Source organism: Streptomyces sp. NBC_01622 (assembly GCF_045209635.1).
Taxonomy (GTDB): Bacteria; Actinomycetota; Actinomycetes; order Streptomycetales; family Streptomycetaceae; genus Streptomyces.
Map to the genome: position 1 here is coordinate 7,171,489 of NZ_CP109293.1, position 26,215 is coordinate 7,197,703.

The window sequence follows — 26,215 nt, forward strand, 5'->3', positions numbered from 1 at the left end:
TCTACGCGGGTTGAATGGGGCGGCAAACGGGAGCGTGGCATGGACATGCAGTCCTGTAAATAAACGAGACGTGTCGATCAGGTGACCGGACGCGACAATTTGCCTCGTGTCTACGCGAGTTGACGTACCAAAACGGCCCCCGACCGGTGGGTCGGGGGCCGTTCGGCGTTGTCTACGTCAGCTCTACTTCACGTCCGACGGGTCCAGCCGGTACAGCGTCGACGTGTTGGTCGTCGACGTCGACGAGGTCGAAGAGCTCGAACTCGACTCGGTCGTCGCGCTCTTGTCGTACGCGCTCTCCTTCACCGCCGTCGCGTTCTTCTGCACCCACGCGGTGATCTCGGTGTTCAGGGTGCTGTTGCCGCCCATCCCGCCGCCACCGAGCTGGATGTAGTGCAGCTCGCCCTTCTTCACCAGCTCCTTGAGCTTGGCGAGGGTCATCGCCTTGTCGGAGCCGGTGAAGCCCCACATGGAGATGACGGGCTTGTGGGTGCTCAGGATCAGCTGGCCCGCGCTCTGCGAATTCGACACCGCGAGCAGCCACTTGGCGCCGTCCTGGTGCTTCTCCAGGTAGGAGATGAGCGCGCTGGACGTCGTACCGCCCATGCCGCCGCCACCGCCGAAGCCGCCGCGCGTACCGCCGGTCCCGCCGGGAGCCGTACCGCCGCCGGGCAACTCCCCGGTCGTACCGCCCTGTTGGCCACCGGCCGCGCCACCCGCCGTACCGCCGGTCGTCGGCGCCCCGCTCGGCGCTCCGCCGCCCTGCGGCACCTCACCCGTGCCGCCGCCACCCGGCGTCGTGCCGCCGGGAGCCGTGCCGCCGCCGGGTGCCTCGCCGCTCGCCTGGCCGCCACCCTGCTGGGTGCCGCCGGGGCCGCCCTCGCCGCCGCCGAAGCCGCCCCGGCCGCCGCCGGGAGCCCCGCCCCCGCCGAAGCCGCCGCCGGTCGACGGACCGGCCGTCGGGTTCGAGCCGCCCATGCCGCCGCCGGTACCGCTCGACGCGGCCGGAGTCACGGCGTACGCCGTCGGACCGGCCAGGGCCGCGACGATCGCCGCCGCGATGGAGGCTGTCAGGAGTCGGCCGCGGTTGCCCGAGCGGAAGACGAACAGGCCCACGATCGCGAGGACCATCAGCACGCCCACCGTCGGCCACAGCCAGGTGTTCCAGCCGGAGGCGCGGCGCAGGACGACGATCGCCCAGAGTCCGGTGACCGCGAGGCCGGCCGGGAGGACCCACGACCAGCGGGCGTCGCCGCTGCGGAAGGCGCGCCACAGCATCACGCCGCCGCCACCGCACAGGGCCGCGATGCCGGGGGCGAGCGCGGTCGTGTAGTACGGGTGCATCGTGCCCTGGGCCATGCTGAAGGTGACGTAGTGGAGCAGGGTCCAGCCGCCCCACATGATCAGCGCGGCGCGGGTCGCGTCGGTGCGCGGGGCGCGGCCGACCAGAACCAGACCGGCGATCAGGGCGATCGCGGAGAAGGGGAGCAGCCAGGAGATCTGGCCGCCGAGGATGTCGTTGAACATGCGGCCGAGGCCCGCGGTGCCGGCGAACGTGCCGCCTCCGCCACCACCCGCGCCTCCGCCGCCGTTGCCCTCGCCGCCGAAGACGCGGCCGAAGCCGTCGTAGCCCATGATCAGGTCCCAGGCCGTGCCGTCCGTCGAGCCGCCGATGTAGGGGCGGTCGGAGGCGGGGACGAGGGAGACGGCCGTGGCCCACCAGAAGCTGGAGACGGCCAACGCGACCGTGGCCACGGCGAGTTGGACCAGCTTCTTCTTCCAGCCGAGCTTCGACGCGAACAGGTAGACGGCGAAGACGGCGGGCAGGGCGATGTAGCCCTGGAGGAGCTTGGTGTTGAAGGCGAAGCCGAAGCAGGCCGCGGAGCCGATCAGCGGCAGCAGCTTCTCGGTGCGCACGGCGCGCAGGCCGAGGGCCGCGCCCGCCACCATCAGCAGGACGAGGAGGGTGTCGGGGTTGTTGTCGCGGTTGATGGCGACCGTGATCGGGGTGAGGGCGAGGACCAGCGCCGCGATGGTCGCGGCCACGTGGCCGAAGTACCGCTTCACGGAGGAGTGCAGGATCCAGATCGTGCCGAGCGCGGCGGCGACCTCCGGCAGCATCATCTGCCAGGTGCCGAAGCCGAAGATCCGGCACGACAGGCCCATCACCATCAGGGAGAAGGGCGGCTTGTCGACCGTGATGAAGTTGCCCGCGTCCAGCGAGCCGAAGAACCAGGCCTTCCAGCTCTGCGTGCCGCTGTAGACGGCGCTGCTGTAGAAGCTGTTGAGGCTGGAGCCGGTGAGGTTCCAGGAGTACAGCACGGCAGCCAGGACCATGATCGCGACCAGCGCGGGCAGCGACCAGCGGGGCGCCTTCTCGGGCGGTGCCGTCTCGGGTGGGGCCGGCGGCGGCCAGTCGGCGGACGCGGGTTCGGTGTGGGGGTGTGGATCGGTGGCAGATGTCACCCGGCCATCGTGCGAAGACAGGGTGGGTGCGTGCTGTGCCGGACCTAGTGCTCGGCTGTGAATTCGCAAAGGCCCGGGTAACGGGTCGTACAACCGTTCCCCAACCCGTACAACCTTTCATGCCTTCCTGTGAGTCAAGTCATGCATGACTCAATGGATATCCCGCCGAGCCAGAGTGCTGGCGGCCGGCGCGGGCGCCGGGGTGCTCATACCCGTGCTGGCCGCCGCAACGCCCGCTGCCGCGGCCACCCCGACGGTCAGCTGTACATCCGCCAGGGCCGGCCTCGCCGACAAGCTGAAGAAGGACATCACCGCCGCCCTCGCGACCCGTAAGGGAACCGTCGCCGTCGGCCTGTACGACCGCAAGACCAACACCACCTGCACCCTGCGGGCGACGACCGCCTACGACTCGGCCAGCACTGTCAAGGTCACCGTCCTCGCCACGCTGCTGTGGGACGCGAAGAAGCACAACCGCTATCTGACGACGCGGGAGACCACGCTCGCCACGGCCATGATCACCAAGTCGGACAACGACGCGACCTCCACCCTGTGGAGGCAGTTGGGCCTGACGAAGATCAAGGGCTTCCTCACCGCCGCCGGCATGACCCAGACCAAGCCGGGCGCGAACAACTACTGGGGCCTGACCCAGGAGATCGTGACCGACGAGCAGAAACTGCTCAAGCTGGTCACCGCCAAGAACACGGTGCTGAGCGACAACTCCCGTGCGTACATCCTGAAGTTGATGAACCAGGTGATCTCCAGTCAGCGCTGGGGCACGCCGTACGGCGCCCCGTCGACCGTCACCGTGCACGTCAAGAACGGCTGGCTGCAGCGCTCCACGCACGGCTGGCGCGTCCACAGCTTGGGCACCTTCAACGGGGGTGGCCGCGACTACATGATGTCCGTGCTCACCCAGGACAACAGCACGATGAGCTACGGGATCACGACGATCCAGGGTGTCGCGAAGGCCATTCACAAGGACCTCGCGTAACCAATAGGTCTCCCGCACGTCACCCACCCGTCCTACGGTGGCGCCCATGCGCCTGAGAACCGTACTCGCGACCGCGACCGCCGGCCTGGCGGCGGCCACCTGTCTCACCGCCGCCGGGCCCGCGAGCGCCGTCAGCAACCCCCGTACCAGCAACGCCTGTTCGTCGACCGTCTCGATCGACCGCTTCTCCGACGCGCTCGACAAGACGACGTACGACGGCACCTTCGTCGGCAACTTCTCCGCGCTGGCGGTGGACAAGGACGGCTCGCTCGCCGCGCTGGAGGACCGTTCCTCCCTGTTCGACCTCGACGCGAAGACCCTCCAGCCGAAGCGGGTCGTCCCGCTCGCCGACGAGAACGGCGCCGCGCTCGACTCCGAGGGTCTGGTCGTCGACCGGGACGGCACCCGCCTCATCACCTCCGAGACCGAGCCGTCGATCCGCCGCTACTCCGCCGACGGCAAGATCCTCGACCGCCTCCCGGTCCCCTCCTCGCTGCTGGTGGCCCCCGCGGGCCGGGCCGTCTCCAACCAGACCTTCGAGGGCCTGACCCTGCTGCCCGGCGGCCGTACGCTTCTCGCCTCGATGGAGTACCCGATCGCCGGCGACACCTCCGGCGCCGTCCGCTTCCAGACCTGGACCCGGACCAAGGGCGACCACTTCAAGCCGGCCGCGCAGTACGCCTACAAGTCCGACGCGGCCTTCCTCGGCGTCCCCGAGGTGCAGGCCCTCCCCGACGGTCGGCTCCTCGTCCTGGAGCGCGGCTTCACCAGCGGTGTCGGCAACACCGTCCGCCTCTACCTGGCCGACCCGCGCCACGCGACGGACACCAGCGGGATCGACACCCTCACCGGCCAGCCCGGCGTCCGCCTCGTCAAGAAGACCCTCCTCGCCGACATCGCCGACTGCCCGTCCCTCGGCGCGACGGCGAAGCAGCCCCAGCCGAACCCCCTCCTCGACAACATCGAGGGCATGGTGATCACGGGACGGGAGAAGGGCCGCCTGAAGGTCCTGCTGGTGAGCGACGACAACCAGAACGCGGTACAGACGACCCGGTTCTATGACCTCCGGGTGCGTGTCTGACCCACCGGCCCTCCCTCTGTTTATTGCGGAGGGATGAAATCCGGTTCGATTCGCGTTGGTGTCTTCCGTAGATCGGCGAACGGAAGGCACCCGCGTGGCAGCGAAGCAGGGGGAAACGCAGGGCTGGGCCCGAAGGCTCGCCGGGTACGCCTGGCGGTACCCCAAGGACGTCGTCCTCGCGCTCGGCGCCTCCCTCGCCGGTATGGCGGTCATGGCCGTCGTCCCGCTGGTCACCAAGGTGATCATCGACGACGTGATCGGCGGCCACACCCGCTCCATGGCCCCCTGGGCGGGAGCCCTGATCGTCGCCGCGCTCCTCGTCTACGTCTCCGCCTACATCCGGCGTTACTACGGTGGCCGGCTCGCCCTCGACGTTCAGCACGACCTGCGCACCGAGATGTACGGCACGATCACCCGCCTCGACGGCCGCCGCCAGGACGAGCTGTCCACCGGTCAGGTCGTCGGCCGCGCCACCAGCGACCTCCAGCTGATCCAGGGTCTGCTCTTCATGCTCCCGATGACCATCGGGAACGTCCTGCTCTTCCTGATCTCCCTCGCGATCATGGCCTGGCTGTCGCTGCCGCTGACCCTGGTCGCCCTGGCCGTCGCCCCCGCACTCGGCTTCATCGCCCGCCGCAGCCGCAGCAAGCTGCACCCCTCCACCTGGTACGCGCAGGCCCAGGCCGCCGCCGTCGCGGGGGTCGTCGACGGCGCCGTCAGCGGCGTACGCGTGGTGAAGGGCTTCGGGCAGGAGGACCAGGAGACCGGAAAGCTGCGCGAGGTCGGCCGCCGCCTCTACGCGGGCCGGCTGCGCACGATCCGGCAGAACGCCCGCTACACCCCCGCCCTTCAGGCCGTCCCCGCCCTCGGCCAGGTCGCGATGCTCGCCCTCGGCGGCTGGCTCGCGGTGCGCGGTCACATCACGCTCGGCACGTTCGTCGCCTTCTCCACCTACCTCGCCCAACTCGTCGGCCCGGTCCGCATGCTGGCCGTGGTCCTCACGGTCGGCCAGCAGGCCCGCGCGGGCACCGAGCGCGTCCTGGAGCTCATCGACACCGAGCCGTCGATGACGGACGGCACCAAGGAACTCCCCGCCGACGCCCTGGCCACGGTCGAGTTCGACGACGTCTCCTTCGGCTACGACGACGACCGGCCGGTCCTCAACGGCCTCAGCTTCGAGATCCGCCCCGGCGAGACCCTCGCGGTCGTCGGCTCCTCCGGCTCCGGCAAGTCCACGGTCTCGCTCCTGCTGCCCCGCTTCTACGACGTCACCCACGGCGCGGTTCTGGTCGGCGGCCACGACGTCCGCGAACTCACCCTCGACTCCCTCCGGGCCGCGATCGGCCTGGTCCCCGAGGACTCCTTCCTCTTCTCCGACACGGTCCGCAACAACATCGCCTACGGCCGCCCCGACGCGACCGAGGAGGAGATCCTCACCGCCGCGCGGGCCGCACAGGCCGACCGGTTCATCAAGGAACTCCCCGAGGGCTACGACACGACGGTCGGCGAGCACGGCCTCACCCTCTCCGGCGGCCAGCGCCAGCGCGTCGCCCTCGCCCGCGCGATCCTCACCGACCCGCGCCTGCTGGTCCTGGACGACGCGACCTCGGCGGTGGACGCGCGCGTCGAGCACGAGATCCACGAAGCCCTGAAACAGGTCATGGAGGGCCGGACCACGCTGCTGATCGCGCACCGCCGCTCCACCCTCAACCTCGCCGACCGCATCGCCGTCCTCGAAGCCGGCCGCCTCGCCGACATCGGCACGCACGACGAACTCCAGCAGCGCTCACCGCTCTACCGCCGTCTCCTCACCGACCCCGACGAACTCGGCGGTGTCTCGCCCGGCCACGCCCTGCCCGCCGCGGAACCGGCCGAAGACACCTCCGTACGCGCGGAGTTGGACGCCGAGTTCGACGCCGAGCGCGGGCTCACGCCCCGGCTGTGGACCGGTGACCGCGAGCCCAAGGACACCGCGCTGTCCGGGATGCCCGCGACGCCCGAACTCCTCGCCCAGGTCGACGCGTTGCCCCCGGCGACCGACACCCCCGACATCGACGAGGCGCGCGCGGTGCGTGCCGAGGACTCCTACGGTCTGCGCCGGCTGCTGCGCGGTTTCGGCGCCCCGCTGCTCATCAGCCTCGGCCTGGTCGCCGTGGACGCGAGCATGAGCCTGCTGCTGCCGGTCATGATCCGGCACGGCATCGACCAGGGCGTGACCAGGATGGCGATCGGCGCGATCTGGTCCGCCTCGCTGCTGGCCCTCGTCGCCGTGGCCGTGCAGTGGGTGGCACAGCGCGGCGAGACGAGGATGACCGGACGCACCGGGGAGCGGGTGCTCTACACGCTCCGTCTGAAGATCTTCGCCCAGCTCCAACGCCTCGGACTCGACTACTACGAGCGGGAGTTGACCGGCCGGATCATGACGAGGATGACGACGGACGTCGACGCCCTCTCGACCTTCCTGCAGACGGGCCTGGTCACGGCCTTCGTCTCGGTCGTCACCTTCTTCGGCATCATGGTCGCCCTGCTGGTGATCGACGTACAGCTCGCGCTGGTCGTGTTCGCCACGCTGCTCCCGCTGGTCATCGCCACCTTCTTCTTCCGCCGGGCGAGCGTGAAGGCGTACGAACTCGCCCGTGAGCGCGTCTCGTTGGTCAACGCCGACCTCCAGGAGTCGGTGTCGGGGCTGCGGATCGTGCAGGCGTTCCGGCGCGAGAAGGACGGCGGCCGGCGGTTCGCCGAGCGCAGCAGCAGCTACCGCGAGGCACGTACGCGGGGCCAGCGGCTGATCTCGGTCTACTTCCCCTTCGTGCAGTTCCTGTCGTCGGTGGCGGCGGCGTCCGTACTGATCGCGGGCGCGGGAAGGGTGGACGACGCGACGCTGACGACAGGCGCACTGGTCGCATACCTGCTCTACATCGACCTGTTCTTCGCCCCGGTCCAGCAGCTCTCCCAGGTCTTCGACGGCTACCAGCAGGCCACGGTCTCCCTGGGCCGCATCCAGGAACTCCTCCAGGAACCGACCTCCACCCGAGCCGCCGACGAACCCCTCGAAGTCCTCTCCCTGCGCGGCGACATCGCCTTCGAGGACGTGCACTTCGCGTACGGAGACGACGAAGAGGCCATCGGGGGCGTCGACTTGAGGATCCCCGCCGGCCAGACGGTCGCGTTCGTCGGCGAGACGGGTGCGGGCAAGTCGACGCTCGTGAAGCTGGTGGCACGCTTCTACGACCCGACGGGCGGCCGGGTCACGGTCGACGGCACGGACCTCCGGTCCCTCGACATCACGTCGTACCGCCACCACCTGGGCGTCGTCCCCCAGGAGGCGTACCTCTTCCAGGGCACCGTCCGCGACGCCATCGCCTACGGCCGCCCCGAGGCCACCGACGCCGAGGTGGAGGCGGCGGCCCGCGCGGTCGGCGCGCACGAGATGATCGCGACGCTGGACGGCGGCTACCTCCACGAGGTCGCCGAGCGAGGCCGCAACCTCTCGGCGGGCCAGCGCCAGCTGATCGCCCTGGCCCGCGCCGAACTGGTCGACCCCGACATCCTCCTCCTCGACGAGGCGACGGCAGCCCTCGACCTGGCGACAGAAGCCCAGGTAAACCAGGCCACCGACCGCCTCGCCGGCCGCCGCACCACCCTCGTCGTAGCCCACCGCCTGACGACGGCGGCCCGCGCGGACCGGGTCGTGGTGATGGATCACGGCCGGGTCGTGGAGGACGGCACGCACGACGAGTTGTTGGGGCTGGGGGGGTATTACGCGGAGCTGTGGCGGACTTTTGTCGGAGAGGATGTGCCCGCGACCGCCGCCTGACCTGCGTGGGTTCGCGGCCGCACCGGGCGCCGGACGGAGTCCGGCCGCCGTCTCGATGCCCGGGAGGCCGGCCAGGGCCGAGCGGTGCGAGTGCGGCATGGGGAGGTTCTGCTCACGGCCGGGTCGTGGAGGACGGCACGCACGACGAGTTGTTGGGGCTGGAGGGGTACTACGCGGAGCTGTGGCGGACTTTCGTCGGTGCGCCCGAGACCGAGGAGCCGGTCGGTACGGTCCGCTGAGGGGCGCGCAACCGTTCGACATACGTCTTGCGTCCGTACATCAGTACGCTGTTCGGCTGCTGTGCGGGAGGGACGACTGTGGACATGGGTGCGCTACGACGGCGGGTGGCGCTCGGCATGGCCGTGCTCACCGCGTCCGGACTGCTCGCGCTCGCGGCCCCTGGCAGCGCCCAGGCGGCGTCGGTCTGCCCGGGGCGCGAGGTGGCGACGCTGCCCTTCTCGACCGGTACCGTCCATGTCTTCCGCCGGGGCGACTACATCTGCGCGTACACCGCCCCCAAGAACTCCGGCGCCCGGCGCACGATGTCGGTCAGCGTCCAGGCCCGCGGCAGCCGCCCGGTCGTGGACAAGGGGCGGTACACGCGCCGGGCCGGACCGGTCACCGTGCACGCCGGCCACCGCTGCGTACGGATCGAGGGCGCGGTCGTCGGCGGTTCGGTCGGCTCGGGCTGGATCCTGTGCTGAACCCCCGGCCAGTGCCCTGAGTGAACAACCCCCTCTGGTGTGACGGTAGTTGCTCGGATAGCTTCCGGTTCACAACTGCCTCACAGGGGAGATCGCATGCGCAAGGCGCTCAGATGGCTGCTGGCGCTCACCGTGCTCATAGGCACGCTGAGCACGGCCGGGGTGGCCACCGCCGCCCAGGCCGGCCGAACCGGTCAAACTGCAGACATCAAGGACCAGCTGCTGGCGATACCCGGCATGAGCCTGGTCCAAGAGAAGCCGTACACCGGCTACCGCTACTTCGTACTGAACTACACCCAGCCGATCGACCACCGGCACCCCTCCAAGGGCACGTTCCAGCAGCGGATCACCGTGCTGCACAAGGATGTCTCGCGCCCGACGGTCTTCTACACCAGCGGCTACAACGTCTCCACGACCCCGAGCCGCAGCGAACCGACCCGGATCGCGGACGCCAACCAAGTCTCCCTGGAATACCGCTACTTCACGCCGTCCCGGCCCGAACCGGCCGACTGGTCCAAGCTCGACATCTGGCAGGCGGCGAGCGACCAGCACCGCGTCTTCAAGGCCCTCAAGTCGATCTACACCAAGAACTGGATCGCCACCGGCGGCTCCAAGGGCGGTATGACGGCCACCTACTTCGAGCGGTTCTACCCGCGTGACATGGACGGCGTCGTCGCCTACGTCGCCCCCAACGACGTGGTGAACAACGAGGATTCGGCCTACGACCGCTTCTTCACCAAGGTCGGCACCGAGGAGTGCCGCGACCGCCTGGACGCCGTACAGCGCGAGGCGCTGGTGCGCCGGGAGTCCCTGGAGCAGAAGTACGCGGCGTACGCGGCGGAGAACGGCTTCACCTTCACCACCGTCGGCAGCCTGGACAAGGCCTACGAGGCCGTCGTCCTCGACTACGTCTGGGGCTTCTGGCAGTACAGCCTGCTCTCCGACTGCGACTCCATCCCCGCGAACGCGGCGACCGCCACCGACGACGACATCTGGACCTCGGTCGACACGATCTCCGGCTTCTCCTTCTACACCGACCAGGGCCTGTCCCCGTACACCCCGTACTACTACCAGGCGGGCACCCAACTCGGCGCGCCCACCGTCCAGTTCCCGTACATCGAGAAGAAGTACATCCGCTACGGCTACCAGCCGCCCCGCAACTTCGTCCCCCGCTCCATCCCGATGAGGTTCCAGCCGGGCGCCATGCGGGACGTCGACAGCTGGGTCCGCCACCACGCCGACCACATGCTCTTCGTCTACGGCCAGAACGACCCGTGGGGCGCCGAGCGGTTCGCCGTCGGCAAGGGTGCGAAGGACTCGTACGTCTTCACCGCGCCCGGTCTCAACCACGGCGCGAACGTCGCGGCCCTGACCGCCGACCAGAAGGCGCTGGCCACCGCCCGCATCCTGGCGTGGGCCGGTGTCCCCGCCGCGACGACGGCACAGGCGAAGCCGCTGGCACCCTACGACGCGAGGCTGGACCGGCAGGGCGTCGAGCGCGAGCCGACGCTGCGCCCGTAACACCCTTACTGCGCCCGGCCGTTGACTACACCGGCCGGGCGCAGCCCACGGGTCGGCTGCCGCCGAGCTGGACGTAGAGGGCGGTCGAGGCCGGGCAACTCGCGCGTCTGAGCACGGCCTTGACCACCTTGTACTGCGGCTTCTTCTGCCCCGAGCCGTCGCACGCGGTCTCCCGGACCTGGCCGCTGCCCGAGCCGTAGACGCAGTCGCCGACGATCGTGCGGGGGCCGCCCCCGCCGCCCGGGTCGCCGGGGTGCGGGGGGCCGAGGTTGCGCATACACGCGTAGCCCTTCGGTACGGCGCTGTCGCGGCCCGTGCCGGGCGTGCCCTGGGCGCTGATGTGCAGCACGAAGTCGGTGGTCGCCGGGCAGGCGGGGCCGCTGCCCACATCGCCGTCGTAGCGGGCGATGACCCGGGCGGCGGCCCGCTCGCTGGTGCAGGGCACCTCGGTGAAACTCGTCGTACCGAAGGAACTGCACTCGTCGACGGCGAGGAACACCGCGCCGTAGCCGGAGGGCCGGGTGGTCGAGGACGCGGACGACCTGGCGCCGGGGCTGCCGTCACCGGCGTCGGAGCCGCCCGTGGACGAGCAGCCGGCCAGCAGGGCGGCGAGCAGCGCGCACACCGCCCCGGCGCTCCATCTCTCACCCATCGTTCCCCCCGGACTGCCCCGCCCAGCGTGACGCGCGACGGCGGGCGCACGCCAGCGGTGCGGGGGGCTTTGGGCCAGTTGGCGGGGGTGGGGCGGGTGCGCAACGTACCTCTAGTACGACAGTCCGTGACCGACCCGATACAGCACCTGCGCCGGGTCGTCCGCACGTTGCACGGCCACCGGGAGCTTCCCGCGCGGGGCCACCCGGCCCGCGATCACCCGTGCCGCCGCCCGCAGCTCGACGTCGGTCCAGGAGTAGGACGCCAAGTAGGCCGGGACGGCAGGTAGTTGAGCAACATCGTAGGGGTTGCGGACGGCGACGGCCACGACCGGTCTCCCGGTGGCGGCCAGTTGCTCGACCAGGGTCCTCTGCGGGTCGGCCGCCGTGACGTTGTAGGTGGCCACCACCACCGCGTCAGCCGCCCGCGCCGCCGCCACGGCCTTGGTGACGGTCTCGGCGGAGGGAGCGGTGCCGGTGGACAGGACGGTCGCCGTGAAGCCCAACTCCCGCAGGGCAGCGGCCAGTACACCGGTGGGCGGTCCCGTCGTGCCGGACGGGGAGGCCGGATCGGCGCCGACGACCAGGACGTTCCCGTGCGTACGACGGGACAGCGGGAGCAGCCCCGCCCTGTTGACCAGGAGGGTGGTGGTCCGCTCGGCGATGCGGTCGGCGGTGGCGAGATGTTCGGCGCTGCCGACCACGAGGTCCACGCCCGCCCGGCTGACGTACGGCTCCTCGAAGAGTCCGAGCCGTGCCTTCAGCCGCAGCACCCGCAGGACCGACTCGTCGATCCGCGCCTCGGTCAACTCACCGTTTCGCACGGCCGCGATGACGGCGTTCCAGGCGACGTCCAGGGAGGGCGGGTCGAGGAGTTGATCGACCCCGGCCTTCAGCGCGAGCACGGGCACGCGCTCGTCGCCGTACTTCTGGCGGACGCCCGCCATGCCCAGCGAGTCGGTGACCACGACGCCGTCGTAGCCGAGTTCGCCGCGCAGGACGCCGGTGACGATCGGGTGGGAGAGGGTGGCCGGGTCGCCGGAGTCGTCGAGGGCCGGGACCTTGAGGTGCGCGGTCATGATCGCGTCGATCCCGGCCTTGACCGCGGCCCGGAAGGGCACGGCGTCCAGCTTCCCCCACAGCTCGCGGCTGTGCGTGATGACGGGGAACCCGGTGTGGCTGTCCACGGCGGTGTCCCCGTGCCCCGGGAAGTGCTTGGCGGTCGCCGCCACCCGGCTGTCCTGGTACCCCGTGACCTCGGCGGCGACCAGGCCTGCCACCGCCTCCGGGTCGGCGCCGAAGGACCGTACGCCGATGATCGGGTTGGCCGGGTTGACGTTCACGTCGGCGTCGGGGGAGTAGTCCTGGTTGACGCCCATCGCGCGCAGCTCGGCGCCGGAGATCCGGCCGACCGTGCGGGCGTCGGTGCGGGAGCCGCCGGCGCCGAGCGCCATCGCGCCGGGGAAGAGGGTGGCGGGCTTGCCGATCCGGCAGACGATGCCGTGCTCCTGGTCGGTGGCGATCAGTACGGGCAGCCCGCGCGGTTGGCCGAGCGACGCCTTCTGGATGCCGTTGGAGAGGTCGGCGATCTGGTACGGGTCGCGGGTGTTGTGCGCCCAGCTGAAGTAGATGATCCCGCCGACCCGGTACTTCGCGATCAGCTCGGCGGCCGTGCGCACCCCGAGCTCGCTCAGGTTGGCGTCGGCGTCGGCCTGGTCGGGGGCGGTGGCGGAGTGGCCGTAGACCCGCGTCACGAACAGCTGGCCGACCTTCTCCTCCAGGGGCATGCGGGAGATCAGCGAGCGGAGTGCGGTGTCGTCGGCGTGGGCGGGGGTGCCGACCGCGAGGGACGCGGTGACGCCCACGGTCGCGGCGAGGACGGTACGTCTGGAGGGCATGTGCGCTCCTTCCGGAGAGGTTTCCGCCTGTCAGGGGAGTGCACAGTAACCAGGGGAGGGGCCGCCATCGGCGCAGTTGGAGGGGGGCGCGCCGATGACGGCTTGCTGCCGGCCGCGGTACGGAGGAGAGGGTTGGTCAGCGTTCGCAGCCAGCAGCGAGGCCGACGCCGTACCGCGGAGACTCATCCGGCAGCATGCCGGTTGGACGGAGTCGAACGGGCCAGGGTTCCCGTTCGCGGGCCTATTCCCGGAAGTTGGTGAACCTGTGCACAACGGGACGGATGGGGTCACACACAGGTACGCGCGGGCGAACGGAGGTCGTCCATCCCGTGGACGTCCCGGCGGAGCGGGCGGCCACCGCCCGATCATGAGGGCATGACCGTAGTCGACATTCCCGGTTCCAAGTCCGTCACCGCCCGCGCGCTCTTCCTGGCCGCCGCGGCCGACGGCGTCACCACCCTCCGGCGTCCGCTCCGCTCGGACGACACCGAGGGCTTCGCGGAGGGACTGACCCGGCTCGGCTACCGGGTGGGCCGGACCCCCGGCGCGTGGCAGATCGACGGCCGCCCGCAGGGACCGGCGGTCACCGAGGCCGACGTGTACTGCCGGGACGGCGCGACCACGGCCCGCTTCCTGCCCACCCTCGCGGCGGCCGGCCACGGCAGCTTCCGCTTCGACGCGTCCCCGCAGATGCGCCGGCGGCCACTGGGGCCTTTGAGTAATGCGCTGCGCGACCTGGGCGTGGACCTGCGCCACGAGGAGGCCGAGGGCCACCACCCGCTGCGCATCGAGGCGTCCGGTGTCGAGGGCGGCGAGGTGGTGCTCGACGCCGGCCAGTCCTCGCAGTACCTGACCGCCCTGCTCCTGCTCGGCCCGCTGACCAGGAAGGGCCTGCGGATCCGGGTCACGGACCTCGTCTCCGCGCCGTACGTCGAGATCACCATCGCGATGATGCGGGCGTTCGGAGTGGAAGTGCGCAGGGAGGGCACGGTCTACGTGGTACCGCCGGGCGGCTACACCGCGACCACCTACGACATCGAGCCGGACGCCTCCACCGCGAGCTACTTCTTCGCCGCCGCCGCGGTCACCGGCGGCGAGGTCACCGTCCCCGGGCTCGGCACCGGCGCGCTCCAGGGCGACCTGGGCTTCGTCGACGTACTGCGCCGCATGGGCGCGGAGGTGACGACCGACGCGCGCGGCACCCGGGTGCGCGGCACCGGCGAACTGCGCGGCCTCACGGTCAATATGCGGGACATCTCGGACACCATGCCGACGCTGGCCGCGATCGCCCCCTTCGCCTCCGGCCCGGTCCGCATCGAGGACGTCGGCAACACCCGGGTCAAGGAGTGCGACCGCCTGGAGGCCTGCGCGGAGAACCTCCGGCGGCTGGGCGTGGAGGTGGTGACGGGGGACGACTGGATCGAGATCCGGCCGGGCTCGGAGGCGCCCGTCGGCGCGAAGATCAAGTCCTACGGTGACCACCGCGTCGTCATGTCCTTCGCGGTGACCGGGCTGAGGGTGCCGGGTATTTCGTTCGACGACCCGGGGTGCGTACGCAAGACTTTCCCCGGTTTCCACGAGGCGTTCGGGGCGCTGCGGGGCCGGCTGCGGGCATGAGGGGATCAGCGTGGGGTTCGAACTGAAGGCACCGGTCCTGACGGGCGGGTCGGTGCGGCTGGAGCCGCTCGGCCACCGGCACGCGGCCGATCTGGCGGTGGCGGCGGAGGAGGACCGGGGGTCGTACGCGTTCACCTGGGTGCCGAGGGCGGACCAGGTGGGCGCGTACATCGACGCCCAGCTGGCCCGCGCGGCCACGGGCATGCTCGCGCCGTACGCCCAGATCTCGACGGCGACCGGGCGGGCGGTCGGCGCCACGGCCTACTGGGAACCCCGCTGCTGGCTGACGGACGATCAACTCGACGCCGTCGAGGTCGGGTTCACCTGGCTGGCCCGTTCGGCGCAGGGCACCGGCATCAACGCGGAGGCCAAACTCCTCCTCTTCCGGCACGCCTTCGAGGAGTGGCACGTCTCCCGGGTCGACCTCAAGACCGACGCACGCAACGACCGCTCCCGCGCCGCGATCCAGCGCGTCGGCGCCCGCTTCGAGGGCGTCCTGCGCAACTGGTCCCGCTCCTGGGCACCGGGCGAGGACGGGCGGCTGCGCGACTCCGCGATCTACTCGATCACGGCGGAGGAGTGGGAGGAGTGCAGGGCGGGGTTGGAGAAGCGGCTGGGACGGGGAGTGTCGACATCATGACCGCCTACCTCATTCTCCACGGCTGGCAGAACCATCGCCCCGAGGGCCACTGGCAGCACTGGCTCGCCGACCGGCTCCGCGCACTCGGCCACCAGGTGACGTACCCCCAGCTGCCCGACGCCGACGACCCCGACCTGGAGGTGTGGCTCGGCGAACTCGCCAAGTATGTGCGGGACGACGCCGACGCCGAGCTGGTCGTCCTCGCGCACAGCGCCTCCGCCCTGCTGTGGCTGCACGCCGTCGCCCGCGGGGTCGTCCGGGACAGTGACGCGGACCGGGTGCTGCTGGTCGCACCGCCGTCCGCCTCCGTCGTCGTACGGCATCCCGAGATCGCCGAATTCGCGCCGCCCGCCGGCGAGTTGACGCTCCCCGGAGCCACCCGGCTGGTCGCCGGCGACGACGACCCGTACTGCCCGGAAGGCGCCCGCACCGTCTTCGGCGACCCGCTCGGCATCCCCACCGAGATCATCCCGGGCGCGGGTCACCTGGACCTGAACGCCGGGTACGGCTCATGGCCGGCCGTGCTGGAGTGGTGTCTGGACGGGACGGCGCCGCTCACGGCTCGATGACGTCGCAGTCGCGCCGGGCCTACGCCGAGTCGTTCAGCAGCCGCCCCAGGTGGTTGTGGCCCGCGCCCAGCAGCTCGGGCAGCGGCGCGGCCGCCTCGTACCACCGCTTCTCGTACTCCCAGCACAGCCAGCCGTCCCAGCCGTGCCGGGACAGGACCTCCACGCACTCGGCGAGCGGGAGGACACCGGCCCCGAGCGGCAGCGGGGTGGTGTCCTCGGCCGAGGCGATGTCCTTGACCTGGACGTATCCGAGATACGGGCCCAGCGCGGCCAGTGTCTCCGCCGGCTGCTCGCCGCCCAGCCAGGTGTGCATGACGTCCCACAGGGCACCCACCTGCCGGTGTCCGACCGGGCCGAGCACGCGGAGTGCGTCGGCGCCGGTGCGGTGGGAGTCGTGGGTCTCCAGCAGGATCCGTACGCCGAGGTCGGCGCCCCACTCCGCCGCCGTGCCGAGCCGTCGCGCGGCGGTCGCGTCGGCCTCGTGGGCGGACTGTTCGGTGCCTCCGCCGGGGAAGACCCGGACGAAGGGCGCCCCCAAGTCCCGTGCCAGTTCCAGGAGTTCGCGGATCTCCGTGAGTACGGGGGCGTCGTCGCCCGGCGCGGCCACGCGTGCGTACCCGGCGAGGCCCAGGACTTCGACCCCGGACGCCTTGAACTCGGCGACCACGTCGGCCCGTTGGGCGGCGTCGAGGCTGGGGTGGACGGGCTCCTCCGGGTGTGCGCGCAGCTCCACGCCGTGGTAGCCGTGGGTGACGGCGAGGTGCAGCACGTCGGCGAGGGGGAGCCCCGGGACACCGAGGGTGGAGAAGGCCAGTTTCATGATTCTCGCCTCGCTACTGGGCCCCGGTGGCGGTGATCCTGCCGGGGGTCCGGGGGGTGTCCCCCGGGATGGCACAGCATGGTCACGACACTACTCGTCACTCTCCGGTTCCGTGCAGGTCGAGGCGCCAGTCCTGGCCGACGAGGTCCTGGCCGAAGGAGCGGTGGGGTTTCTCGGCGACGAGGACGAAACCGTGCCGCTGGTAGATGCGGCGGGCGGCGCCGAGGATGTCGTTGGTCCACAGCACGAGGTCGTGGTAACCGACACCGCGCGCGAACTCGACCACCGCCGAGACCAGTTGGTCCCCGATACGGAGCCCTCGGGCATCCGGCTCGACGAGCAGCAGCCGCAGCCGCGCGGTGCCCGGGGCGTCGTCCCGCACGCACATCACACACCCCACCGGCCGCCCGTCCAGCTCGGCGATCCACACCCGCTCCAGATGCGGATCGTGGTCCTCGGCGAAGTCGGCGACGATCCGCGCCACGAGCCCCTCGTAGTCGGCGTTGAAGTCGTACTCGGCGGCGTAGAGCGCCGCGTTGCGCTGCACGATCCACCCGAGGTCACCGGGCCCCGGCTCCCGCAGCACGACATCCTCGGGCCGCGGCCGGTGACCGTCCGTGTCCTGCGACAGGATGGTGCGTACGGTGTGCAGCGCCTCGGAGAGCCGGGGCCGGTCGGCGGCCGGCACGGTCGCGAGCAGCGCGCCGACGGATTCGTCCGCCCGCTCGGCCAGCAGGCCGGCGGTCTCCCGTCCGCGTGCGGTGAGCGTGATCTGCCGCCGCCGCGGATCCCGCCGCGAGGGCGCCCGCTCGATCAGCCCGTCCTGCTCGAACCGGTTCAGGATCCGGCTCAAGTACCCGGCGTCCAGGGACAGTTCGCAACGGAGGTCGGCCGCGTCCGTGTGCGGGGAGTGCGCGAGTTCGTACAGGACGCGGGACTCGGTGAGGGTGAAGGGGGCGTAGAGGTGGCGGCTGTAGTCGAGGGCGCCGATGACGTTCGTGTAGAAGCGGTTGAAGGCGCGGATGTCCTGGACGGTCATGATCAGTCCCCGGTGCTCGCTCAGGGTAGTTGACTCAGTCAGAGGTATTGCGGTTCCGACCGTAGTACGCGGGGCCGCCGTCCGTCCATGGCGTGGCCTCACATCTCTACGACGACCTTGCCCTTGGCGTGGCCCTGTTCGAGATACGCGAAGGCGTCGGCGATCCGCGCGAACGGGAGGACCCGGTCGGTCACCGGCCGCAGCTCGCCCTTGTCGACCAGTCCGGCCAGCAGGTCGAGGTCCGCTCCGCTGGGATGCATGAACAGGAACCGGTAGCCGACGCCCTCCTTGCGGGCCCGGCGGCGGACCTTGGCACCGGCCAGCCACAGCGCGGCGGCGACCGGCGGGCCGGCGTCGAAGTCCGCGCGGGCGTTGGCCGGCGTGGGCGGCCCCGCGATGGAGACCGTCTTCGCGCCCCGCTTGAGGACGGCGAAGCTGTCGAGCAGGTCGTCCCCGCCGGTCAGGTCGAACGCGCCGTCGTAGTCGCTCAGTACGTCCTTGAACTTCTCCTTCCGGTAGTCGACGACCGTGGTGGCCCCGAGCGAGCGCACCAGTTCCGCGCCGCGGGACGACGCGGTGGTGGCCACCTCCGCCCCCATCCGGGCGGCCAGCTGGATGGCGAGGGTGCCCACGCCCCCGGCCCCGCCGGAGATGAACACCCGGTCGCCCGCGGTGACGCCCAGTTCGTCGCGCAGCGCCTGCAGAGCGGTCAGCCCGGCCAGCGGCAGCCCGGCCGCGTCGGCGAAGTCCAGCGACTCGGGCATCCTCCCCACCAGCGATTCGTCCACGACGGCGTAGTTCGCGTAGGCGCCCAGCTTCTTCTTGTCGACCCTGGCGAACACCCGGTCCCCGACCGCGAACCGGGTGACGCCGGCACCGACCGCCTCGACCTCGCCGGACAGTTCACTGCCCGCCACCTGGGGCAGGTCGAGGCGCTGCACCAACCGCATCGCACCCTGACGGACCTTGTAGTCGATCGGGTTCAGCCCCGCGGCCCGTACCCGGACGAGCACCTCACCGGCGCCCGCCGTCGGCTCGGGGACCTCCCGCAGTTCCATGGCGATCGCGTTCCCGTACCGGGTCAGCACGAATCCCTGCATGTCAGTGGCCCGCTCTCCTGAATGTGTACGATGCTTACATCGCGCTGCGAGTCACGCTACGAGGGGATGTGAGCAGTGTCAACTTCGGAGAGGCCGCGCTATCACCACGGTGATCTGCGCGCGGCTCTGCTGGGCGCCGCCATGGATCTCCTGGAGGCGGACGACGGTGGCCTGTCGCTGCGCGCGGTGGCCCGCCGCGCCGGTGTCTCGGCGACCGCGCCCTACCGGCATTTCGCCGACAAGGAGGCGCTGGAGTCCGAACTCGCGGCCCAGGGCTTCGCCGACCTCGGGCGCCGCCTCGGCGCCGCCGATCCGCAGCCGGCCACCCCGGACGGCTTCGCCCGACTCGCCGTCGACTACGTCCGGTTCGCCCTGGACCGGCCGGCCCTGTTCCGGCTCATGTTCGGCACCCCCTGCACCAACCCGGAGGACGCGCGGGCCGTCGCCGCGGCGGAACTCGGCGCGTTCGTGCTGACCCACGTGAGCCAGGCCTTCCCGCAGGCCGACGCCGAGGCCCTGGCCACGGCCGGCTGGTCACTCGTCCACGGCCTCGCGTTCCTGCACCTGGACGGCAAGCTCCCTTCGGCGAACGCGGACGAGGTCGAGGCACGCGTGACGTCGGCGATCACCGCGATCCTCACGCTGCGGCTGACGGGCTGACGGGCTGACGGGCTGACGGGCTGACGGGCTGACGGGCTGACGGGCTGACGGCGAGCGGAACCCGTCGGCGGCGCAGCGCGGGGTCCTGCCTTCCCGACCGGGTCGCGGGCCAGGTCACCGGCCCGCACGGGCCACGCGAGGGTGCCAGTCCCACCAGAACCGCCAAGTGGACTGCCCCGCAAGCCCGTTCGCGTACTCCGGGAGCGGCCCCGGCGGATCGTCCACGATGTTGTCGGCGGTCGACAGCACATGCTCCAGGGCGAGCAGTTCGGCCTGCGCGAGGTCCAGGGGCGGCCGGGCGACAGACACGGTCAGGGCGCCCCCGAACCCGGACACGACCCGTGCCCCGAACCGCTCCTCCCAGCTGCGCAACAGCGCGCACAGCAGCGGGAGCGGAGCCCCGGCCGCCCACCCGACGATCGCCGGCACGTCGGCGCTGCGGCGGGCGGGCACCAGGGCCAGCTGGCATGTGCGCACGAAGGGCTCGGTGCGGAGCAGCTCCGCCACGGCCCGCCCCGCGGCCTCCGCAGGGCTCATCCCGGCACCGGTCACCGGCTCGGCGGGCGCGAGTCCGGGCCAGGACTCGAAGGGATGCCCCGGATCGTGCGGCCAGGGTGCGATGTCGTCCGGATCGTCGTCGTCCGGCAGGACATCGGTCGCCGGCGGACTCGACCAGTACGGCAGCCGCCGACGCCGGTCCTCGGCGAAGTCCACCGCGAGCTCGGTGTCGAGCCGGACCGCGTCGACCGTGCTCAAGTCCTCGGGCCGGTAGGGGTCGTCCCGCCGGCAGATGAACGGATACAGGCCGTCGACCTCGGCCCGCTCCAGCAGCCGGGGCCACAACTCCACGATGTCATCGGGCAGTTTGTCGGCGAACCAGACCTCCACCTCCCGAAAAAGTGTGACACTCTGCGTCGAAAGTGACACACTTTTTTAAAGCAGGTCCCCTCCGGAGGCGCCGGCGGCGCTACTTCCGAGGCACTCCCGAAGACCCCCGCACCATCAACTCCCCGCGAACCGTGGCGATCCCGCCCGGCGGCGGCTCCTCCCGCCCCATCGCGATCCGCCCGGCCCGCGCGCCCGCCTCAGACAGCGGCAACCGCACCGTCGTAAGAGAAGGCACCGCGTCCACGCTGAACGGCAGGTCGTCGAAACCGGCGACCGAGACGTCGTCCGGGATCCGCCGCCCCGACTCCCGCAGGGCCGCGCACGCCCCCACCGCGACGGAGTCGTTCGCCGCGACCACGGCCGTCAACGACGGGTCGCGGCGCAGCAGTTCGAGCGTGGCCTCATAGCCCGACCGTCGGTCGTAGCGTCCGTGCACGGTCCACCGGGGGTCCTCCGCGATGCCGTGCGCGGCCAGTGCCTCCCGGTGGCCCTCCAGCCGGTGCCGGGTCGTGGTCCGTTCCTCCGGGCCCGCGATGTAGCCGAGCCGCCGGTGCCCGAGGCCGATCAGGTGCTCGGTCAGTTCCCGGCCGCCCCCGCGGTTGTCGAAGGTCAGCGCGAACGCCCCGGTGTCCGGCGCCGGCGGGCGCCCGCACAGGACTACCCGCGTCCCGGCCTCCCCCAGCTTCCGCAGCTTCGCCGCGACGGCGGCCGCGTGCGGCGCGTTCTCCATGGCGCCACCGGTCAGGACGACGGCCGCCGCCCGCTGCCGCTGCAGCAGGGTGAGGTACGTCAGCTCGCGCTCCGGGGAGCCCCCTGTGTTGCACACCACAGCCAGCCGCTCCCCGCCCGCACGCCCGCCCGGCCCCCCGATCTCCGACTGGATCGCGCTCGCCATGATCCCGAAGAAGGGGTCGGCGATGTCGTTGACCAGGATGCCGACCAGGTCGGAGGTGGCCGCCGCGAGCGCGCTCGCGGGACCGTTGAGGACGTAGTCGAGCTCGTCGACCGCCCGCAGCACGCGCTCGCGGGTGGTGGCCGCGACCGGGTAGTTGCCGTTCAGTACGCGCGACACCGTCGCGGGGGAGACCTGGGCGCGGGCCGCCACGTCCGCCAGGGTCACCGTCATGTCGTTCGTCCTCCGGTCGCGCATCTTGTCGTACGCCGTTGTGCATAGGCTGCTCAAAGGAAGCCCCCGTCCGAGCAGACGATAAGGCCATAGACCCCCGTCGTTCGCCCCCTCGAACAACTCGACCCCATCACGGTCTTGTACAGACCTGTGTGCAAAGGCTAGCTTCTGCATATATAGAAAGCGCTTGCTGCGTTGTTGAAACGTATGCGGACGAAGGGAAACACGTGACACGCAAGACGGTGCGTATCGCCATGAACGGCGTGACCGGGCGCATGGGCTACCGACAGCACCTCGTCCGCTCGATCCTCGCACTGCGAGACCAGGGTGGTCTAGACCTCGGCGACGGAACCGTGCTGTGGCCGGAACCGATCCTCGTCGGCCGCCGCGAGCACGCGCTGAAGGCGCTTGCCGAGCGGCACGGGCTCGACCCCGAGAACGTCTCCACGGACGTCGACGCGGTCCTCGCCGACCCGACCGTCGAGATCTACTTCGACGCCCAGGTCACCTCGGCCCGCGAGGGGGCGCTCAAGAAGGCGATCGCCGCGGGCAAGCACATCTACACCGAGAAGCCGACCGCGACCGGCCTCGACGGCGCCCTGGAACTGGCCCGCCTCGCCGACGCCGCCGGCATCAAGCACGGCGTCGTCCAGGACAAGCTGTTCCTCCCGGGCCTGCTCAAGCTCAAGCGGCTCATCGACGGCGGCTTCTTCGGCCGGATCCTGTCGATCCGCGGCGAGTTCGGCTACTGGGTCTTCGAGGGCGACTGGCAGTCCGCCCAGCGCCCGTCGTGGAACTACCGCGCGGAGGACGGCGGCGGCATCGTCGTCGACATGTTCCCGCACTGGGAGTACGTCCTCCACGAGCTGTTCGGCCGCGTCAAGTCCGTCCAGGCCATCGCCACCACCCACATCCCGCAGCGCTGGGACGAGAACGGCAAGCCCTACGACGCCACCGCCGACGACGCCGCCTACGGCATCTTCGAACTCGACAGCGGTGCCATCGCGCAGATCAACTCCTCCTGGGCCGTCCGCGTCAACCGCGACGAACTCGTCGAGTTCCAGGTCGACGGCACGGAGGGCTCGGCGGTCGCGGGCCTGCGCAACTGCCGTGCCCAGCACCGCAGTTCCACCCCCAAGCCGGTCTGGAACCCCGACATCCCCGCCACCGAGGTCTTCCGCGACCAGTGGCAGGAGGTCCCCGACAACGCCGACTTCGACAACGGCTTCAAGGCCCAGTGGGAGCTGTTCCTCCGCCACGTCTACGCCGACGCCCCCTACCACTGGGACCTGCTGGCCGGCGCCCGTGGCGTCCAACTCGCCGAGCTGGGCCTGAAGTCGTCCGCCGGGGGCCGCCGTCTCGACGTCCCGGAGATCTCGCTGTGACCATCCAACTCCCGGACGCCTCAGGGGCCTTGAGGGCCTACGAGCCCCGGTCCGAACCCCTCGCCGTCACCCCCGGCACCCCCTTCACCTCTCGTACGGTGTTCTCGGCGGCCCACGTCGTGGCCGACCCCTTCGCCGACACGAGCCCCGACTCGCCCGCCGCCGTCGACTGGGACGCCACCCTCGCCTTCCGCCGCCACCTCTGGTCGCACGGGCTCGGTGTCGCCGAGGCGATGGACACCGCCCAGCGCGGCATGGGCCTGGACTGGGCGGGCGCGGCCGAGCTGATCCGCCGAAGCTCCGCCGAGGCCAAGGCGGTCGGCGGCCGGATCGCGTGCGGTGTCGGCACCGACCAGATCACCGGCGGCACCCTGGCCGACGTACAGGCCGCGTACGAGGAGCAGTTGGCCCTCGTCGAGGAATCGGGCGCGCAGGCCATCCTGATGGCGTCCCGCGCGCTCGCGGCAGTCGCCAAGGGCCCCGAGGACTACCTGGAGGTCTACGGCCACCTGCTCCGCCAGGCCACCGAACCCGTCGTCCTGCACTGGCTGGGCCCGATGTTCGACCCGGCGCTCGCGGGCTACTGGGGCTCGGCCGACCTCGACACGGCCACCGACACGTTCCTCGAAGTCATCGCGGCCCACCCCGACAAGGTGGACGGGATCAAGGTGTCGCTCCTGGAGGCTCAGCGGGAGATCGACATCCGGCGCCGACTGCCGCAGGGCGTCCGCTGCTACACCGGCGACGACTTCAACTACCCCGAACTGATCGCGGGCGACGACCAGGGCTTCAGCCACGCCCTGCTCGGCATCTTCGACCCGCTCGGCCCGCTGGCGGGGGAGGCGGTCCGCGTCCTGGACACCGGGAACACGGCCGGCTTCCGCGAACTCCTCGACCCCACCGTCGAGTTGTCCCGCCACCTCTTCCAGACCCCGACCCGCTTCTACAAGACGGGCGTGGTGTTCCTGGCCTGGCTCGCGGGCCACCAGTCGCACTTCACGATGGTCGGCGGCCTCCAATCGGCCCGCTCCCTCCCGCACTTCGCCCGCGCCTACCAACTCGCCGACGGCCTGGGCCTGTTCCCCGACCCGAAGCTCGCGGAGGAACGGATGAAGAACCTGCTCGCCCTGTACGGAGTGACCCAGTGAGCGATCCCGGCCTGTCCCGCTTCTCCATCAACCAGATGACGGTGAAGCAGCTCAGCATGCCCGAACTGGTTGACGCCTGCCTGGAGCTGGGCGTCCCCGGCGTCGGCCTCTGGCGCGAGCCGGTCCAGTCGTACGGCCTGGACGCCACCGCGAAGCTGGTCCGCGGCGCGGGCCTCGCGGTGACAACGTTGTGCAGGGGCGGCTTCTTCACGGCGCTCGACCCGGCCGAGCGCGCCCGCGCCCTGGACGACAACCGCCGGGCCGTCGACGAGGCGGCCACGCTGGGCACGGACACCCTCGTGCTGGTGTCCGGCGGTCTGCCGGCCGGCTCCAAGGACCTGCACGGCGCGCGGGAGCGGATCGCCGACGCGCTGGGCGAGTTGGGGCCCTACGCCGAGGAGCGGGGCGTACGGCTGGCCATCGAACCGCTGCACCCCATGTTCGCCTCCGACCGCTGCGTGGTCTCGACGCTCACCCAGGCCCTCGACCTCGCCGAGCGCTTCCCCGCCCAGCAGGTCGGCGTCACGGTCGACACGTACCACATCTGGTGGGACGACCAGGCTCCGGCGCAGATCGCCCGGGCGGGCGCGGGCGGCCGTATCCACACCTTCCAGCTCGCCGACTGGATCACCCCGCTGCCGGAGGGCGTCCTCAACGGCCGCGGTCAGATCGGGGACGGCGCGATCGACATGCGGGAGTGGAAGTCGTACGTCGAGTCCGCCGGATACACCGGCCCCATCGAGGTCGAACTGTTCAACGACGGCCTGTGGGCCCGGGACGGCCGCGAGGTCCTGGCGGAGACGGCGGCGCGCTTCGTGGAGCACGTGCTCCTGTGAGTCCGTGAGTGGCTCGACGCTTGACCGGGCCCGCCGGAAGTTCGTCACCTTCCGAGTGTTCTGCCCCGCATCGGCGATTCGTCCTGCGGGGCAGTTTCATGTCCGGCGCCGGAATGTGAGAGTCGCCTTCACACAGGTCTCTTTAATAAATGCAGATCACGGCGTGTGTATGGGCCGAAATTCCTGTGACTGAGCTGTCGATTCACCTTTTTCGGAGCCTTCCGGAACCGTATCTCCCCAGGTCGTGTCTATAGGATCGTGCTCGCCGCGGGGCCGGGATAAATCCCGGAAACGCGGTTGGCCGGGTTTTCTCTTGTATGAGAGAAGCCTGAGAGCCGCATAAGAGAAGTAATTCTCGGAATCGAACAAGGAGTTATCTGTGAACGTGCGTATCGCCGCCGTCTCCCTGGCCTCCGCGGCGCTCGTCGCCGTCGGCGCCACCGCTGCCGTCGCCGCGCCCGCCCCGGCGCCGAGCATCACGCTCAAGGCCAACCACACCACCGTGAAGCTCGGCGACGTGGTGACCTTCACCGGCAAGTCCACCGGTCTGAAGCAGGGCTCCAAGGTGACGCTCCAGGTCAAGTCGGGCCCGACCTGGAAGTCCCTGCCCGTGACCGCCAAGGTCAACCACAGCGCCTACAAGCTGACCGACAAGTTCCAGAAGAAGGGCGTCTCGGTCCTGCGCGTCAAGGACGGCGCCACCGTCTCCAAGGCGGTCTCGGTCACCGTCCGCTGACGCCGGCCGCCCCGCCCCGAAACACCCCTGAGCCCTGCCCCACCCCGTCCGATCCGGGGTGGGGCAGGAGGTCAGGAGTATGCCGTACCCGCCCGCCCTACTTCTTCGCCGCCCGCTTCGTCAGCACCGTCAGCACCACCGGGATCAGCATCTCGACGACCCGCGTGACCGTCGCCGGCGGCAGGCCCGTCTTCTTGGCCACCGCGTTCGCCACCGGCTTGGCCGCCTTGGCCAGCACCCCGGCCATGAGCCCGCCGGTCGCGAAGCCGCCCAGCGTGGCCACGCCCTGGAGGGGAGCCTCCTGAGGCGTCTCCACGGTCGCCGCCTCACCGGACAGCGCCGAGACCGTCGTACCGACGACCTCCCTGGCGCCCGCCTCGTCCGTCCCCAGCAGGCCCGCGATCTCCTGGACCTTGGCATCGCCCAGTTCGTCGAGGACGTCGCCCTGGAAGGCCGTAACAGAGTCTTCGCTCATGCCTGAAACGCTACGTCCGCCCCGATTCGTCGGCACCTGGAAGCCGTC

Annotated in this window: 22 protein-coding genes; 13 read left to right on the top strand and 9 right to left on the bottom strand. The window is 71.0% G+C overall.

From position 1 onward, the window contains the following. Nucleotides 1–183: 183 nt before the first annotated feature. Nucleotides 184–2,466 (bottom strand): ArnT family glycosyltransferase, encoded by a 2,283-nt coding sequence (locus OH768_RS33090; RefSeq protein WP_406459623.1) that lies wholly within the window; start codon nt 2,464–2,466, stop codon nt 184–186. A gap of 145 nt (nt 2,467–2,611) precedes the next feature. Between OH768_RS33090 and OH768_RS33095 the strand changes: the two genes are divergently transcribed. The 5 genes from OH768_RS33095 (at nt 2,612) to OH768_RS33115 (ending at nt 10,580) form a co-directional block, all read left to right on the top strand. Continuing rightward, complete coding sequence (locus tag OH768_RS33095; protein WP_406459624.1) at nt 2,612–3,457, top strand: serine hydrolase; 846 nt, start codon at nt 2,612–2,614, stop codon at nt 3,455–3,457. Nucleotides 3,458–3,503: 46 nt separating this feature from the next. Continuing rightward, nucleotides 3,504–4,538: an esterase-like activity of phytase family protein gene (locus OH768_RS33100; RefSeq protein WP_406459625.1), complete on the top strand. Its 1,035-nt coding sequence runs from the start codon at nt 3,504–3,506 to the stop codon at nt 4,536–4,538. Nucleotides 4,539–4,632: 94 nt separating this feature from the next. Continuing rightward, nucleotides 4,633–8,355 (top strand): ABC transporter ATP-binding protein, encoded by a 3,723-nt coding sequence (locus tag OH768_RS33105; RefSeq protein WP_406459626.1) that lies wholly within the window; start codon nt 4,633–4,635, stop codon nt 8,353–8,355. Nucleotides 8,356–8,678: 323 nt separating this feature from the next. Further along, a complete protein-coding gene (locus OH768_RS33110) occupies nt 8,679–9,059 on the top strand; it encodes a hypothetical protein (RefSeq protein ID WP_406459627.1) in 381 nt (126 codons plus the stop codon). Between the two features lie 96 nt (nt 9,060–9,155). Continuing rightward, nucleotides 9,156–10,580 carry a S28 family serine protease gene (locus tag OH768_RS33115; protein WP_406459628.1) on the top strand — a complete coding sequence of 475 codons (1,425 nt, stop codon included), beginning with the start codon at nt 9,156–9,158 and terminating at the stop codon, nt 10,578–10,580. 25 nt (nt 10,581–10,605) lie between these two features. Here the strand turns inward: OH768_RS33115 and OH768_RS33120 are convergent, their stop codons facing one another. Together OH768_RS33120 and OH768_RS33125 are read right to left on the bottom strand one after the other, a co-directional pair. Next, entirely contained in the window at nt 10,606–11,232 is a 627-nt protein-coding gene (locus OH768_RS33120; RefSeq protein ID WP_406459629.1) for a hypothetical protein, read from the bottom strand. A gap of 111 nt (nt 11,233–11,343) precedes the next feature. Further along, entirely contained in the window at nt 11,344–13,128 is a 1,785-nt protein-coding gene (locus OH768_RS33125; protein ID WP_406459630.1) for a glycoside hydrolase family 3 protein, read from the bottom strand. A gap of 375 nt (nt 13,129–13,503) precedes the next feature. On the opposite strand from OH768_RS33125, the gene aroA reads away from it, so the two are divergent. Genes aroA through OH768_RS33140 form a run of 3 tightly spaced genes read left to right on the top strand, consistent with a single transcriptional unit; the run spans nt 13,504 to nt 15,954 of the window. Continuing rightward, nucleotides 13,504–14,745, top strand: a complete 1,242-nt coding sequence (gene aroA, locus OH768_RS33130) for a 3-phosphoshikimate 1-carboxyvinyltransferase (protein ID WP_406459631.1) — start codon at nt 13,504–13,506, stop codon at nt 14,743–14,745. Nucleotides 14,746–14,755: 10 nt separating this feature from the next. Continuing rightward, the gene (locus tag OH768_RS33135; RefSeq protein ID WP_406459632.1) at nt 14,756–15,385 is read left to right on the top strand and encodes a GNAT family N-acetyltransferase; all 630 of its coding nucleotides are present in this window, start codon (nt 14,756–14,758) and stop codon (nt 15,383–15,385) included. Further along, a complete protein-coding gene (locus tag OH768_RS33140; RefSeq protein ID WP_406459633.1) occupies nt 15,382–15,954 on the top strand; it encodes an RBBP9/YdeN family alpha/beta hydrolase in 573 nt (190 codons plus the stop codon). The genes OH768_RS33135 and OH768_RS33140 overlap by 4 nt, the downstream gene beginning before the upstream one ends. Nucleotides 15,955–15,973: 19 nt before the next feature. Here OH768_RS33140 and OH768_RS33145 read toward each other — a convergent pair whose 3' ends face one another. From OH768_RS33145 to OH768_RS33155, 3 genes are all read right to left on the bottom strand, one after another. Further along, nucleotides 15,974–16,774: a sugar phosphate isomerase/epimerase family protein gene (locus OH768_RS33145; protein ID WP_406459634.1), complete on the bottom strand. Its 801-nt coding sequence runs from the start codon at nt 16,772–16,774 to the stop codon at nt 15,974–15,976. Nucleotides 16,775–16,871: 97 nt separating this feature from the next. Then, entirely contained in the window at nt 16,872–17,813 is a 942-nt protein-coding gene (locus tag OH768_RS33150; protein ID WP_406459635.1) for a GNAT family N-acetyltransferase, read from the bottom strand. A 98-nt stretch (nt 17,814–17,911) separates the two neighbouring features. Continuing rightward, on the bottom strand, nt 17,912–18,913 hold the full coding sequence (locus OH768_RS33155; RefSeq protein ID WP_406459636.1) for an NADP-dependent oxidoreductase: 1,002 nt from the start codon (nt 18,911–18,913) through the stop codon (nt 17,912–17,914). Nucleotides 18,914–19,054: 141 nt separating this feature from the next. On the opposite strand from OH768_RS33155, the gene OH768_RS33160 reads away from it, so the two are divergent. Next, the gene (locus OH768_RS33160) at nt 19,055–19,573 is read left to right on the top strand and encodes a TetR/AcrR family transcriptional regulator (RefSeq protein ID WP_406465546.1); all 519 of its coding nucleotides are present in this window, start codon (nt 19,055–19,057) and stop codon (nt 19,571–19,573) included. 114 nt (nt 19,574–19,687) lie between these two features. Here OH768_RS33160 and OH768_RS33165 read toward each other — a convergent pair whose 3' ends face one another. Both OH768_RS33165 and OH768_RS33170 read right to left on the bottom strand, forming a co-directional pair. Beyond that, nucleotides 19,688–20,461 carry a DUF4253 domain-containing protein gene (locus OH768_RS33165; RefSeq protein WP_406459637.1) on the bottom strand — a complete coding sequence of 258 codons (774 nt, stop codon included), beginning with the start codon at nt 20,459–20,461 and terminating at the stop codon, nt 19,688–19,690. A 79-nt stretch (nt 20,462–20,540) separates the two neighbouring features. Further along, nucleotides 20,541–21,587, bottom strand: a complete 1,047-nt coding sequence (locus tag OH768_RS33170) for a LacI family DNA-binding transcriptional regulator (RefSeq protein ID WP_019065733.1) — start codon at nt 21,585–21,587, stop codon at nt 20,541–20,543. A 227-nt stretch (nt 21,588–21,814) separates the two neighbouring features. On the opposite strand from OH768_RS33170, the gene OH768_RS33175 reads away from it, so the two are divergent. The 4 genes from OH768_RS33175 (at nt 21,815) to OH768_RS33190 (ending at nt 25,692) form a co-directional block, all read left to right on the top strand. Beyond that, nucleotides 21,815–22,972 carry a Gfo/Idh/MocA family protein gene (locus OH768_RS33175; RefSeq protein WP_406459638.1) on the top strand — a complete coding sequence of 386 codons (1,158 nt, stop codon included), beginning with the start codon at nt 21,815–21,817 and terminating at the stop codon, nt 22,970–22,972. Continuing rightward, nucleotides 22,969–24,120, top strand: coding sequence for a dihydrodipicolinate synthase family protein (locus OH768_RS33180; RefSeq protein WP_406459639.1), 1,152 nt, complete (start codon nt 22,969–22,971; stop codon nt 24,118–24,120). The genes OH768_RS33175 and OH768_RS33180 overlap by 4 nt, the downstream gene beginning before the upstream one ends. Before the next feature lie 35 nt (nt 24,121–24,155). Further along, nucleotides 24,156–24,956, top strand: a complete 801-nt coding sequence (locus OH768_RS33185; protein ID WP_406465547.1) for a sugar phosphate isomerase/epimerase family protein — start codon at nt 24,156–24,158, stop codon at nt 24,954–24,956. Nucleotides 24,957–25,335: 379 nt separating this feature from the next. Continuing rightward, entirely contained in the window at nt 25,336–25,692 is a 357-nt protein-coding gene (locus OH768_RS33190) for a hypothetical protein (protein WP_406459640.1), read from the top strand. A gap of 97 nt (nt 25,693–25,789) precedes the next feature. Here the strand turns inward: OH768_RS33190 and OH768_RS33195 are convergent, their stop codons facing one another. Next, on the bottom strand, nt 25,790–26,167 hold the full coding sequence (locus OH768_RS33195) for a DUF937 domain-containing protein (RefSeq protein ID WP_406459641.1): 378 nt from the start codon (nt 26,165–26,167) through the stop codon (nt 25,790–25,792). Nucleotides 26,168–26,215: the final 48 nt, after the last annotated feature.